Raw genomic sequence first — 12475 nt, 5'->3', positions numbered from 1 at the left:
TGTAAAATCTCTTTTAAAACGCCCATTTTTTGGGCGTTTTTTGTTATTTTAATCAAAAAAAGCCCTATGCTTTATTTTTTCTCCTGTTGTTTTTTCAATGTGTTCCTCTAGTTCGTAAAATCTTAGTTCTAAATTTTTTATTTTTCTTTCTGCTTCTTTTGCTAAGCTATAGCTTCTGAAAATATAATATATCATTGCTATTGTTATTATTATGCTTATTATTGCCTCTGCTGTTCCCATATAATACATTTGTGTTGCTCCTTTTGCCATTGCCTGATTAAAATCTTGCATACCTTTTGCTGATTCCTCCATGATTTTGCTCATGTTTTTAAAATATTCGTCCATATTTTTCCTTTTTTTAATTTATTTTAATAACTCTTTTTGCTCTTTCTCTTTCTCTTCGTTGGCTTTCTTTTTTATCTAAGATTTCGCACATATATACATCTCTTTCTTTGTTTATTATATTTACTAAATAACAATTTCTATTTTCTACTAAATCTAATTTTCTTTTTATTTTTATATCGTCGTTCATTATATTCCCGATCATTGCTTCAACAAATTGTTTATTGTCTACTTCTAATTGAAATTTTATACTTACTATTCCCGGTTCTTTTGAATATTGCCAATTAAGTTGTTTTTTAACTTCTCTATCTTTTAGTATGTCGTAAATTGTTCCGTCTGGTCTAAAATTTAACGTCCATTTATTTCCAGCCCCTGATGCAAACGCAAACGATAAATCATCCACACTTCTTATATACCACTTTCCAACAATATCTACATCTTTACCAAAATCTAAGGCTAGCAAATTTATTCCAAATAATAATATTAGTATTTTTTTCATTGCCCTAGCTCTTTTTTTAAAACAGTTATTTTTATATTTGATAAGTAAAATTCTTGTTCTTTTTCTGTAAGTTTTTCAAAATATTCTTTAAGTTCGTTAAATTTAGAATCTTTTTCGATAGTTTTATCAATATTTTCAACTATAAATTTATACAGAGTTGGTCTATTCTTTTCCCAATTATAAAGCGTTCTAAGCTCTATTTCTAGCAAATTTGCTATTTCTTTTTTTTCCATATTTATAGAAATTCTTTCATTTTTTATTTTATATTAAGCTTATATATGAAATAATTTCATTGTTGAAATCTAATTTGTTGAAAGTATTTCATATTTTTAGATTATATCAAAAAAATGTGGAATTCCGCCCTGAATACGGCGCTAAACTGTTTCCGCCGCGTTTAGGTATAGAGCACCTCCGCGGCGGTGTTTATGCTCTAAATTCATTTTTAAGAGGTGCTTTATGGAATTAGTTGATAAAGGTTATGAATTAACCTACACACTTGTTAAGGGACTTATTAGAAGTTCCGCTTCTGGTAAATTTGAGGGAACTGATTATTCCTCGTCTGTCCGAATTTCTACTGTAAACGTTTATGATGTTGAGAATAAAAAGACCGGCATTATAGATAGCGTTCAGCAACCCGTAGTTTTTAAAATCGTTTGCCCTGATGACGTTACCGCCGGGCTCGTTGGGAATGCTGTTCGTGAAAAGCTTAAAAAAGGCCCTATTGTTTTACACGGCGGTTTCCCTGCTGGCGATCAGCGTATTATAACCGTAGCCGAGCCTTACGAATACTTCTTATTTGACTCAAAGCCAACCGAAAAAGCTTCTAAGGGGGCTTAACATGAGCTTTTCTCTTAATTATGAGGTTTTTCGCGGTGAAGTTTTAGCCGTTGGCGGCGGCAAGGATTCCGAGCCTGCCGTTCTTATAAAATGTTCAAATTCTTTTGAAAAATTAAAAGATGGAAGTTTGTTTGAACAAAATATGACTTTTAAAATTCCTTGTTGTAGTTATGCTTTTGCGCTTAAAGTTGCCAAATTTATTAATAATAAATTTGATGATGGAAATAGTGTCTTTTTTTCCGGCACTATTCCTAGAGACGGTTTTGTCATTGTTACCACTTCTTGCAATAGTTTATTGTCTGATGGTTCTTGATTTGTTTTTTGATTTTTAGCCGAATTTATTTCGGCTACTTATTTAAGGGTTAATTCTTTAGCTCTTAAATAAGTAGCTCACACTACTAAAATTTTCTTAAAAGGATAGAAGATGTTTAAGAAACTCTTCTCTGGGCTAAAATCTGCGTTTTTAGCTCTTGGTTTGGGGTTAGGTGCGGTTAATGCTACTGCTGCTGATCTAACTATGGGTACTGATGGAACTGTTACAGGTACTATCAATCTAGCCAACGTTTACGCTGTCGGTGCTGCCGTATTCGGTGCGCTTGCTGCTATCGCTGTTGTTTCAATAGCGTTCAGAATGATCCGCAAAGTCGGTTAATCTGAATATTCCAAAGGCTCTAGTATGTTTGAATTTATAGAGTTGGCTAAATTTTACAAGTTTATGTTTTCTTTATATGTTCCTATGTTTGGAGCCTTTGTCGCTTATTTCGTGGTATCTCTTGCGATTGATTTTTTCAGGAGATCGGCTAATGATTGATCTTGGTATTTCTCAAGAGCAATATAACTTTATGATGGCTCTATCGGGTATTTTATTCGGCTTTCTTGTGAATTTGCTGTTTATTTTGTTCGTTCATAAATTTAGCTAAGGTGCTTAAAATGTTTACAATTACTGGCGTTGCTTCATTTGATTACTTTGCTAGCATATTTATCTATTTCTTATTTATATCATTTCCATTTTCACTTTGTATAAGCATCTTAGCTAAGAAATTGATTAAATAGGCTTCCCCATGCGAGGTTTATTAAAATTTATCCTCTTATCTTTCGCCTTTTGTATAAACCTTTTTTCCGTTGATTTCTCAACTGTTGATGATTGGACCTATACTTCATCTGTAAAAAATAGTTTCCTTCCCGTTGGTGTGTCTGCTTCTCAAGCTTCTAACGTTGAAATTTTGAGTAATTCTTATTTACGTATTGCTGATGACATATATACTTATAATCCTATTTATGATAGTGTTTTTAATTTGGAATTTTTAAAAGATTCTGGATATATGCTTGAAAATAAGCCTAAAAATTCTGTTCGTGATTTATATTATTATGATCCTAGTTTTTCAAAAAGCACCGTAATTTGTCAAAAGGATAATTCTGATTATCTCGGTTGCTCAAAGCATGGTTACGATGATCAGTTCGGTAAAGACCCTAGTTTTAAAAAGGTTGAATTTTCTTATTATAAAAAAATGTCTATTTCTTTAGTTTCCTCTTGTCAATCTGATGAACACTTCAACACACAAACGAAACAGTGTCAAAAATGTAAAGAAAACGAGTCTTGGGATCCTGAAACAAATACTTGTTTTAATGATTGCCGTAAAGACGGCAAGATTAACAAATTTGCTTTTACAGATGGCTCTTGCATTGATTGTAGTGGTGAAAAAGATCCATTGTCTGTTTTAAAATGTATTTGTCGAGGTTATGGCAATAGTTCTATTGATCCAACATTTTGGGGTAAAAATGGCGGTTCTCTTGATGGTTGTCAGCTTGAAGGCTCTTGTGGTGATGGTTCTATTCAGCATTCTTTTACTAATCCAAAATGTAAACCCGACGATAAACCCGACCCAAAACCTGACGACAATAAAACAAAACCCGATCCAAAACCCGATGATCCCGACAATCCTGATCCAGACAATAAGGATAAAGACAAAGATAAAGACAAGGACAAAGACAAGGACAAAGATGAATTTTGTAAGAAAAACCCAGACGATCCAAAATGTAAACCTGATGATTTTTGCAAAAAAAATCCTAGCGATCCCAAATGTAAACCCGATAATAACAATACAAAACCTGGCGGTGGTGGCGGTGGCGGCTTCGGCGGTGATGGTGTTAAATTTAAAGAAGGTGATTTTAATGCTGATGGTTTAAATAAGGAAATGGGGGCTTTTGAGAAAGCTTATAGAGGTGCTTTTTCTAATATTGAAAAAGAATTTCAAGGTTCTGAGGGTTTTAATGCGTTTAAAAACGGTATTGATCAATTTATTAATAATTTAAAAGGTAAAGGCCTTAACGATATTTCTAAAAAAAGTGTTCCGAAGAGTTGTTCTCATAAAGAAACTATTGATTTTTTCGGCCATAACATTGAAATAGATTTTGATTTTTGTAAGATTGTTGAGCCTGCGTCCGGTGCTTTTTACTATCTTTTTTACGTTTTTTTCTTTGGTTGTTTTCTTTTCTTGATTATTAAATTTTTGATATTTTCATTTTAAAGGATAGATAATGCCTGCTTTATATTCTGCTATTGTTTGGTTTTTTAGGACTTTTCTCGCTGAAAAATTTGTTGGTTGGGTTCTTAAGGGTATTACATTCGGTAAGATGGTTTTTATTAATACTGCGTTGTTTGCTCTTGTTATAGCTTATGGTTGGGCTGTTTTTAAACTTATTATGTTTGTTCATGACTCTATTAATAAATTTATATCTTTTTTAAGTGATATTAGTTCAGGCGGTTCTAATGAGATTTTAGCTTGGGCTATGGATATTATTCGCGCTCTTGGCGTTTGGGATGCCTTTGTTGATGTCTATAATATTTTTTCTGTTCCTATTGTTTCCGTTATTTTGCTTTATGTCTATAAGATCGGCTTTAAGGTCTTGCATTCTATGCAACTTACTCTGACTACTTTTAACATCGCCAGGCTCTAACCCATGATAACCTATATAGTTGGTAATCCAGGTTCTGGAAAATCCTATTTTGCGGTTTACAAGCTTTGGTATATGTTTATCTATAAGCCAAAGCCGGCTAAAGGTATTTTAGGCAAAATTTTCAAGCCTAAACTTCCTAAAAATGAATATCTCTATGCCTATACTAATATCAATGAGTTTAAATTTGAGCTTGACGAGCGATTATTAAAATTTGACTATGATGAAGTATATGCCAACCTTGCAAAGCTTTACAATGCCTATAAGGTAGAAAAAAAGACCGATAAGGAGCTGATCGAGCTAGCTAAAGAAATGAGGCTTTATAAGGTTCTTTTCGTTGTTGATGAGATCCATAACTACTTTAAGGCCAAAGAAGATCCAGTTCTCGTTTGGTGGGTCACTTACCACAGACACCTTTACCAGGATTTGTATTTCATCACCCAAGATTTAAGCCTGGTAAACAACGAATACAAGCGTGTAGCCGAGAAGTTTTATCTTGCTATAGATAGTTCCAAGCGTCTATTCTCTACACGCTTTAAATACGCTTATTTTATGTCTTATAAGATGTTTAAAACCGACCGGGTCAATAACTTTAATATAAATTTGCCTTTTAATCAGGAAGTTTTTAATCTCTATCATTCAGGCCAGGATAGTAAGAGTAAATCGGTAGTTAAATTTTTTATGGTCGCTGGTCTTATTATCTCTCTTTTAAGCGTGTTCGCTTTCATTTATGTATTTAATACCTTTTTTGCCGTTCCGGATGAATATGCGACTACTCCGTCTGAAAATTTAACCCCGCAAGTCTCCGCGGCTTCTTCTGCTTCGTCTAAGGCTTCTTTGTCGTCTAATGCTTCTAAACCTGACGAGCCTATCGAGGCTGCTTATATTTATGAAATCGTTTGCGTTGCTGATAGCTGCCGTTTTAAAGGCGGTTCGGGTTCATTCCCTTATACCTATGTTTCTTTTGTTATTTCAAGCCATAAACCCGCTTATTTTTACTCTACTACGAAAAATAAGCATTATGTTGAATATTACCTCGTTTTTAAATCCCCGGTGCTTGAAACTATCAAGCTTGCTTCATTTCAAAAATCTAATAAAGGTGCTCTAAATGAAAACTTTCAAAAAAATTCTGATCCTAACTCTTTGCGTAATTAGTTTTTCTAAAGCTGAAATGATTTACACCGATCTTGTAAATTTCGCTCAGCTTGCAAGTATATCCAACAATATAGCTATTGTAACAGATGATAGTATTGACGGCAATTATTATTACTTTATCTATCAGCACGATACAAATTTAACCCTTTCTATGTTTAGAAAAATGCTTGAGTCTAAAGGGTTATTTCTCTATAAAAAGGACAATTTTTACTATATAACCGATAAAAAGCTACCCGATTACGATTTAAGGCGCATTGATCTTAGTAATTACGTTGTTGAGGACGTTCGCCGAATAATGGCAAATTTTGAGCTAAATGCGACATATTCTACGACTTCAAACTCTGTATTCTTTCGCGCTGATGATGTAGCATACGAGCAAATAAAACAAGCCGTGGCTTCTATAGATAAACCCCTCGAGCAGGTTGAATTTAAGCTCACTATCACGGAAACTAATCTAAAAGATATTAAAGACCGCGGCGCAAAGCTTCAAAGCCTGCTTAAGCCGCTAAATTACGGCGATTTGGCTTATTACATTAATCTTATTACTTCGCCTTACACTACTAATTCAAACGTTGTAAGAAACGATAGCGAGGGTTTTTTCGGCGTCTTAAATTTCCTCGATACCAACGGCTTAACCAAGATCATATCTAGCCCTTTTTTGACTGCTAAAAATCACACTGAAGTTAATTTCTCTGCCGTTCAAAATATTCCTTATTTAGTTCAAAATAGCCAGACTTCGGCTACCCAGACCACTACCCAAAACAGTTATGAATACAAAGACGTTGGATTAAAAATTACTCTTAAACCGGTTATTTTAAAAGATCACGTTGATTTTGACCTACATCTTATCCTCGAGGACTTACTTTCATCTAGCAATACATTGACGCCTATTACAAGCAAAAAGGAGCTTAAAAGCTCGTATTCTCTCAAACGCGGCGATATTTTAGTTTTATCAGGCATTAACAAAACCACTACACAAAAACAGCGTAACGGCATCCCCATTTTAAAAGACATTTATATTCTTAAATATCTCTTTTCCGTCGAGCAAGACCAGGACATCAATTCCGTAGTTACTTTGACTATCCAAGTTATCTAATCTAAATTTTGTGTCGTGCGGCGCGTAGCGTGGGATCAAGGGTTCCCACGCCGCCGCACATAACCCAGGGTGCGGGGGAGCCGCTTGCGGGTTCGCTCCCCCGCCAAAATGAGCGAAGCGTTGGCTTTGGCGGCAAAGGCCGATTTTGCGAGCGACGCGCGCCCCGCGCGCGGAGCAAGCAAAGAAGGCCGCCTTGTCAATCTAATAAAAAAGTGCCAGTTTTAAGGTTGAGCGTGTTTGGAATCAGTGAGTTTGACCGGATTCAATGTCAAGAAAAGCTAGAAAAACAAAAAGCCTATATGAAAAGCTTTAGCTTTGTTAATGACTTCGGAGAGGTTAGAAGCTTGCTTGATTTCTCTATGGCCGCAAATTTTAGCCGTAAGTATTACGCCGAGGTTGCCAACCGCGTAAATACGTTCGGTTCTTTTGCGATAGATTACGCCCAGCGCCCGGTATTTCTCACGATCACGCTTAACGGCTGCTTTCGCGGCGCATTGAGCGGCGATTACTCCAAATTTAAGGATAAAGATATGAAATTTTTACCGACCGAGGTTAAATACAAGGTTAAAAACGGTGCGCCCCTTACTATTAGCGATTTATGCGCTACTTTAAATCATCAGTGGCGTATATTTTTTAGACGTTTTACGGCTAAATTTAAGGTCGATTACTCTTATATAAGGTGCTTTGAGCCTCACAAAAAGGACGGCGTGCCGCATATCCACGCCCTGCTTTTCGTTCCTAGCTATACTATAGATTTTCTTAGGCGTTCTTACAAGGATATATTTTACGCACCTCAAAATTTACGTGTGGACGCTATTTCACGCGAGCAAATAGCAAACGGCGAAACAAACGGCTTTCAAACCTCTATACATAATCCCGCTGGCTACGTAATGAAGTATATTCAAAAAACCTTTATAAATTTGGACAAAACCCAGGAGCTTGATGATCTTGCCGCTTGGTATGTAAAGCATAAAGTAAGACGTTTTTTAACCTCTCAAAATAACGTTCCTTTGTGGGTTTATAGGAAAATTAATTTTATAGCTACAATGCAAGATTTCTATCACTTAAATAACTTTAAAAACGACGATAATAACGTACTTGAGTGGGATAAACAAAGCGATTATATATACATCAATATCCCCGAGCGTAAGGAAGTTATCATTTATGATAACGGCAGGCTGGAGCATTATGTTTGCGATAGGCTTATAAATAGCTATGATCGTAAAAAACCGCCTAAAAACGTAACTTTCCAAACCATTAAACCCGATCTTGACGCCTGGGTAGATGCCTGGTATGTTCGGGAGGGTCAAAAAATCAAATTTGAAGCTATGAGAAACCGAAAAGAATTTAAAAAACCGCCTCTATGGATGAAAAATTACGAGTTATATAATTATTATTCAAAACTCGATAAAGCTAACTGTAATATTCAACACCTAGCCTACGTTGAAAATATAATGCTTGATCGCGGCTTGAATTCATTTACGAAAAGAAATACAAAGCACGATCTAAATAATCCGGACCTTGAGGACTTTATCGAGCGCGGATTAAGGGAGTATGAATTTTAATGACCCTTAACGAGCTTTTTAAAAATTATCTTGAATACTATGAGCTAATTTTAAGCCCCTCTACGCTTAGAAGCGATATATCTACATATCAAAAGCATTTCAAAGACGATCTAGGTTTAAAAAATGTCGATGAGATAAATTTCTTGGATATTCAAAGATTTTGTAACGAGCTTATCAAGCGAGATTATAAGATCAAGACCGTTAAAAATATCCTTGCAAAGCTTAAGGTTATTTTTAAGCTCGCTCTAAAACTCGAGATAATAAATAAAAACCCTTGCGACTTTATCGAGTTGCCCAAATTTGACAATAAAAGATATTTTGATTACAGTGTATCGATCCAAAAGAAGTTTATTAAAGCCATTTCAGAAAACAAAGAGCCTAACGCGGATATATTCTTTTTTCTGCTCCACGGTCGCCGAAAAAATGAGGTGTTAAGCCTTAAATTTAGCGATATAAATTTTAAGACCAGGACTTACACTATCCCGTTTAAAATCAACAAGGCTAAGCGCGATATGTCTTATAAAATGAGTGATGAGCTTTATGATCGCCTTTACCGCCGATATATCGAAGCAAAGAAGCAAAACAAGCTAAACGGATATGTATTCGTAAATCCGATGACAAACGACAAATACCAGGATTTACGTAAGAGCTGGAACTCACTATTAAAGCGCAATAATCTGCCTAGAATTAGGCTGCATGATATAAGGCACTTAATTGGCACGTATTCTATTAATTATCTTAAAATTCCGATTGAGCAAGTATCGTTTACGCTTGGCCATACAAATATTATTACAACTCAAAAATATATCACTGCAAACGTAAGAAAATCTAAAGAAACTATCGAAAATTTGCTTAAATCAATTTCAGAATAAATTAAGCGTTTTTAAAAGTGGCTTCAAATACCGATAAAATGGGGGTTTGGTTGCGGAGGACAGATTTGAACTGCCGACCTTCGGGTTATGAGCCCGACGAGCTACCACTGCTCTACTCCGCGATGAAATTTGAGTGGATGGGGTAAGAGGATTCGAACCTCTGGATGATTGGACCAAAACCAATTGCCTTACCGCTTGGCGATACCCCAGCCTGTAAAAAGAAAGGTGATTATATATATTTTTACCTTATTTGTCAAGCTTTTTGGCAAATTTTCGCCGTTTTTTCAAAGTTTTTCCATAAAAGCCGTGCTGTATGAGCCGTTTAAACGCCTATTTATATCATCCTGCCAGCTAACAGGAAGTACTTCAAGGGCTCTAAATTTAGGCAACAAATCCAAATTTTCGCTCGGATTAAAAAATAATTTATTTATTTGCATCACGCTTAGAGCATTTTCGTTTTTTTGCAGGATCTCTATCTCGCAGCCAGCCTTACATGAGCCGTTTTCTAATACTTTATAGTACCAGCCGGTTAGCCCCGTGGCAAAAATTTCTTTAGCCAAATTTGCATTTCCCCAGCGTTTTGCGAGCTTAAAACACGGTTTTCGCGGCTGAGTTACTTGTAGCACTAGCGAGCCGATTTTATGCACGTCGCCCACGTTTACGCTATTTTCATCCAGCCCGCTAATGGTCAAATTTTCGCCCATCGCGCCTAACGGCAAATTTTTAAGCCCAAGATAAGCTTCCCACGCGGGATAGTTTTCGAGCGAATTTGCAAACACGGCTTTATTTACGCCGCCGTGATGCTTCGTATCAGCCACCTCGTCGCCCTCAAAGCCAAGCTCGCCTGCGTAAATTTCGCCCGTCTGCGCGCTCTTAAATATCGCTGAGCGCCACGCCTTACCTAGCTCGTCCGTGGCTGCCACGCTACCGTACAGTCTTGCTTTACCTATCAAAAGCGCTTTTAGAAATGCCATCTTGACCTCACGCTACGTTTTGCAGATTTAGCTGAACTTGCTCGCCCTCGTCGTTAAACTCAAACCTCACCGCCCTAGCCCCAAAGCTCTTTGCGATCGCCTCGAGCGTGTCGCGTGCGGACTTGTGGATCTTGGACTGGAGCTGATTTATCAGGCGTACAGACATCTTTTCGACCTCGGCGCGCGCCTCCTCGATGAGCCTATTTTTATCCTCCTCGCTAAAGCTGCTACCGAAAAATCCATTTAGCGAATCAGGTAGCAAAAACGGGATAAATTTGCCGTTTTTCTCGTCGTAAAATTTCATATTTGCGATCGAAAATTTGTATTTGCAAGGCGGCATCTTGATGAGATACTCCTCGCTCGCGACATTTACGATCTCTAGGCGCGGGCTCGTTAGGTCGTAGATGAAGTTTATCTCAAACTCAAATATCATCGAGAGCTTTTTCTCGCTCACCAGCCAGCGCAGATATTCCTTGCCAAAGCTGCCAAATGCGTGGTCGGTTTTGGTCACGATCTCTTTGCTATAGACCTGAAAAACGGATAGCTCGCCGATGGATTTTAGCTGCGATATCTCGGTGCTAATCTGCGTCATCGCAGGCTTTTGCGCGGTTTTTAAGGCTTTATTAAATCTAAAAATCGTAAATACGCAAATCGCCAGCAAAATCGCTAAAATAAGGCTTGTAACATCTATCATCTTTGCTCCTTTAAAAGGCGATTTTAGCGAAATTCGTTAAAATAATCGTTAAATTTGAGTTTTTGGCTGTTTTATATCGGTATAAATTTGGATCGTAAGTTTAAATTTAGCGAGCTTTTAGATTCGGTGCAGTTTGGCAAAACCCGCACCTTTGAGATACGGGTTTTAAATTTTACGCAAATTTGAGGCAAATTTAAATAGCTTAAAACACCTGAATAAATTTAAAATCATGCTCTCTAAGCACTTTTTTGATGAGTTCTTGATGGTCTTCACCCTTGGTTTCCAGCGTGATCGTGATATTAGCGTCGCCGTACTCCAGACTCGTGGAGAAGCGGTCGTAGTCGATCTTTACTATGTTGGCATTTGCGATCTTTAGGCTATCGGTTAGGCTCATGAGCGCGCCTGGTTTATCTATCAGCGTGATTTGTAGCGCCATCTTGCGGTGCGACTTTATGAGACCTTTTTCGATGATGACGTTTAGCATCTGCACGTCGATGTTTCCGCCGCTTAGCACGATGCCGATACGCTCGCCGGCCTTAAATTTGACCTTGTTGTGCAAGATACTGGCGACACCGACCGCACCCGCGCCCTCGACCACGATCTTTTGCGTCTCAAGCAGGAACAAAATCGCATTTGCGATCTCTTCGTCATCGACCTGTACAAACTCATCTACGCACTCTAGGATATTTGCCAGAGTCGTCTCGCTCGCGTCGCGAACCGCGATACCGTCGGCGATCGTGCGAACTGTTTTTGAGTTTATGCTCTTTTTAGCGCCAAAGCTGTTAAACATAGCAGGCGCACCCTTTGCGCTCACGGCGACCACGCGGATGTCGGGGTTTACCTGTTTTACGCAGCTTGATATGCCGCTGATTAGCCCGCCACCGCCAACCGGTACGATGATAGTCTCAAGCTCGGCCAGATCGTCAAGCATCTCTAGCCCCACCGTGCCCTGCCCAGCCATCACGTACTCGTCGTCAAATGGATGAATAAAGCTCATGCCCTGCTGCTTGGCGTACTCAACGGCGTAGGCGTAGGCCTCGTCGAAGTTATCGCCCTTTAGGATAACCTCGGCGCCTAGATCTTTGGTGCCTAGCACCTTTAAAAGCGGCGTGGACTCGGGCATCACGATAGTGGCCGGCGTCTTAAACTCGCGCGCTGAAATAGCCACACCCTGGGCGTGATTGCCCGCACTTGCCGCGACGACGCCTTTTTTACGCTCCTGCGCGCTTAAATTTGCGATTTTATTATACGCGCCGCGGATCTTGTATGCGCCGGTGCGCTGGAGGTTTTCTTCTTTTAGGTAGATGAGCGCGCCGCTGGCGAGGCTTAGTTTTGCGCTGTAGGCAAACGGCGTCTTGTACACAAAGCCGCTTATCGTGCGCTTGGCTTGGATTATTTTATTTAGAGAGATCATTTTAGCCTTTCGTTTTTGTTTAAATTTTACTTTTCGTCGCTTTTGCTTGCGCGTTTATTTACCGTATTTTTG

At 38.1% G+C, this 12475-nt stretch carries 15 protein-coding genes and 2 tRNA genes; 9 read left to right on the top strand and 8 right to left on the bottom strand.

Going from position 1 to position 12475, the window contains the following annotated elements; all coding sequences use genetic code 11:
- Positions 1–48: 48 nt before the first annotated feature.
- From Q0394_RS08365 to Q0394_RS08355, 3 genes are read right to left on the bottom strand one after another with little or no spacing between them, the layout of a single operon-like run.
- On the bottom strand, positions 49–345 hold the full coding sequence (locus Q0394_RS08365) for a hypothetical protein (protein WP_122867820.1): 297 nt from the start codon (positions 343–345) through the stop codon (positions 49–51).
- A gap of 13 nt (positions 346–358) precedes the next feature.
- On the bottom strand, positions 359–841 hold the full coding sequence (locus Q0394_RS08360) for a hypothetical protein (protein ID WP_298946763.1): 483 nt from the start codon (positions 839–841) through the stop codon (positions 359–361).
- Positions 838–1074 carry a TetR/AcrR family transcriptional regulator gene (locus Q0394_RS08355; protein ID WP_298946761.1) on the bottom strand — a complete coding sequence of 79 codons (237 nt, stop codon included), beginning with the start codon at positions 1072–1074 and terminating at the stop codon, positions 838–840. The genes Q0394_RS08360 and Q0394_RS08355 overlap by 4 nt, the downstream gene beginning before the upstream one ends.
- A 223-nt stretch (positions 1075–1297) precedes the next feature.
- Between Q0394_RS08355 and Q0394_RS08350 the strand changes: the two genes are divergently transcribed.
- From Q0394_RS08350 to Q0394_RS08310, 9 genes are all read left to right on the top strand, one after another.
- Positions 1298–1678, top strand: coding sequence for a hypothetical protein (locus Q0394_RS08350; protein WP_298946759.1), 381 nt, complete (start codon positions 1298–1300; stop codon positions 1676–1678).
- 1 nt (position 1679) lies between these two features.
- Positions 1680–1991, top strand: a complete 312-nt coding sequence (locus Q0394_RS08345; RefSeq protein WP_298946757.1) for a hypothetical protein — start codon at positions 1680–1682, stop codon at positions 1989–1991.
- A gap of 111 nt (positions 1992–2102) precedes the next feature.
- Entirely contained in the window at positions 2103–2330 is a 228-nt protein-coding gene (locus Q0394_RS08340; RefSeq protein WP_298946755.1) for a hypothetical protein, read from the top strand.
- Between the two features lie 409 nt (positions 2331–2739).
- Positions 2740–4206 (top strand): hypothetical protein, encoded by a 1467-nt coding sequence (locus Q0394_RS08335; protein ID WP_298946752.1) that lies wholly within the window; start codon positions 2740–2742, stop codon positions 4204–4206.
- A gap of 10 nt (positions 4207–4216) precedes the next feature.
- On the top strand, positions 4217–4636 hold the full coding sequence (locus Q0394_RS08330) for a hypothetical protein (protein WP_298946739.1): 420 nt from the start codon (positions 4217–4219) through the stop codon (positions 4634–4636).
- Positions 4637–4639: 3 nt separating this feature from the next.
- Positions 4640–5788 carry a zonular occludens toxin domain-containing protein gene (locus Q0394_RS08325; protein WP_298946737.1) on the top strand — a complete coding sequence of 383 codons (1149 nt, stop codon included), beginning with the start codon at positions 4640–4642 and terminating at the stop codon, positions 5786–5788.
- Positions 5742–6884 carry a type II and III secretion system protein gene (locus Q0394_RS08320; protein WP_298946735.1) on the top strand — a complete coding sequence of 381 codons (1143 nt, stop codon included), beginning with the start codon at positions 5742–5744 and terminating at the stop codon, positions 6882–6884. Before Q0394_RS08325 ends, Q0394_RS08320 begins: the two co-directional genes overlap by 47 nt.
- Before the next feature lie 233 nt (positions 6885–7117).
- Positions 7118–8449: a replication endonuclease gene (locus Q0394_RS08315; protein ID WP_298946733.1), complete on the top strand. Its 1332-nt coding sequence runs from the start codon at positions 7118–7120 to the stop codon at positions 8447–8449.
- Positions 8449–9321 carry a tyrosine-type recombinase/integrase gene (locus Q0394_RS08310; protein WP_298946731.1) on the top strand — a complete coding sequence of 291 codons (873 nt, stop codon included), beginning with the start codon at positions 8449–8451 and terminating at the stop codon, positions 9319–9321. The genes Q0394_RS08315 and Q0394_RS08310 overlap by 1 nt, the downstream gene beginning before the upstream one ends.
- A 47-nt stretch (positions 9322–9368) precedes the next feature.
- Here Q0394_RS08310 and Q0394_RS08305 read toward each other — a convergent pair.
- The 5 genes from Q0394_RS08305 to ilvA all read right to left on the bottom strand — a co-directional run bounded on the left by Q0394_RS08305 (position 9369) and on the right by ilvA (position 12403).
- Positions 9369–9443: transfer RNA gene (locus tag Q0394_RS08305), tRNA-Met, on the bottom strand.
- Between the two features lie 12 nt (positions 9444–9455).
- A tRNA-Gln gene (locus tag Q0394_RS08300) sits at positions 9456–9530 on the bottom strand.
- Between the two features lie 75 nt (positions 9531–9605).
- Positions 9606–10295: an MOSC domain-containing protein gene (locus Q0394_RS08295; RefSeq protein WP_298946729.1), complete on the bottom strand. Its 690-nt coding sequence runs from the start codon at positions 10293–10295 to the stop codon at positions 9606–9608.
- Positions 10296–10302: 7 nt separating this feature from the next.
- The gene (locus tag Q0394_RS08290; protein ID WP_002951264.1) at positions 10303–10989 is read right to left on the bottom strand and encodes a DUF4230 domain-containing protein; all 687 of its coding nucleotides are present in this window, start codon (positions 10987–10989) and stop codon (positions 10303–10305) included.
- Between the two features lie 202 nt (positions 10990–11191).
- A complete protein-coding gene (ilvA, locus tag Q0394_RS08285; RefSeq protein WP_298946727.1) occupies positions 11192–12403 on the bottom strand; it encodes a threonine ammonia-lyase in 1212 nt (403 codons plus the stop codon).
- Positions 12404–12475 lie beyond the last annotated feature (72 nt).

The organism is uncultured Campylobacter sp. (assembly GCF_938039205.1).
GTDB lineage: Bacteria > Campylobacterota > Campylobacteria > Campylobacterales > Campylobacteraceae > Campylobacter_A.
This window is presented reverse-complemented; position numbering and strand designations above follow the sequence as displayed.

What these genes read in the sequence shown, in the direction of transcription:
- Q0394_RS08340 (WP_298946755.1), top strand. Translation starts at nt 2,103, where the DNA reads ATGTTTAAGAAACTCTTCTCTGGGCTAAAATCTGCGTTTTTAGCTCTT.
- Q0394_RS08355 (WP_298946761.1), bottom strand. Translation starts at nt 1,074, where the DNA reads ATGGAAAAAAAAGAAATAGCAAATTTGCTAGAAATAGAGCTTAGAACG.
- Q0394_RS08310 (WP_298946731.1), top strand. Translation starts at nt 8,449, where the DNA reads ATGACCCTTAACGAGCTTTTTAAAAATTATCTTGAATACTATGAGCTA.
- Q0394_RS08365 (WP_122867820.1), bottom strand. Translation starts at nt 345, where the DNA reads ATGGACGAATATTTTAAAAACATGAGCAAAATCATGGAGGAATCAGCA.
- Q0394_RS08350 (WP_298946759.1), top strand. Translation starts at nt 1,298, where the DNA reads ATGGAATTAGTTGATAAAGGTTATGAATTAACCTACACACTTGTTAAG.
- Q0394_RS08360 (WP_298946763.1), bottom strand. Translation starts at nt 841, where the DNA reads ATGAAAAAAATACTAATATTATTATTTGGAATAAATTTGCTAGCCTTA.
- Q0394_RS08290 (WP_002951264.1), bottom strand. Translation starts at nt 10,989, where the DNA reads ATGATAGATGTTACAAGCCTTATTTTAGCGATTTTGCTGGCGATTTGC.
- Q0394_RS08325 (WP_298946737.1), top strand. Translation starts at nt 4,640, where the DNA reads ATGATAACCTATATAGTTGGTAATCCAGGTTCTGGAAAATCCTATTTT.
- Q0394_RS08320 (WP_298946735.1), top strand. Translation starts at nt 5,742, where the DNA reads ATGAAAACTTTCAAAAAAATTCTGATCCTAACTCTTTGCGTAATTAGT.
- Q0394_RS08335 (WP_298946752.1), top strand. Translation starts at nt 2,740, where the DNA reads ATGCGAGGTTTATTAAAATTTATCCTCTTATCTTTCGCCTTTTGTATA.
- Q0394_RS08295 (WP_298946729.1), bottom strand. Translation starts at nt 10,295, where the DNA reads ATGGCATTTCTAAAAGCGCTTTTGATAGGTAAAGCAAGACTGTACGGT.
- ilvA (WP_298946727.1), bottom strand. Translation starts at nt 12,403, where the DNA reads ATGATCTCTCTAAATAAAATAATCCAAGCCAAGCGCACGATAAGCGGC.
- Q0394_RS08345 (WP_298946757.1), top strand. Translation starts at nt 1,680, where the DNA reads ATGAGCTTTTCTCTTAATTATGAGGTTTTTCGCGGTGAAGTTTTAGCC.
- Q0394_RS08330 (WP_298946739.1), top strand. Translation starts at nt 4,217, where the DNA reads ATGCCTGCTTTATATTCTGCTATTGTTTGGTTTTTTAGGACTTTTCTC.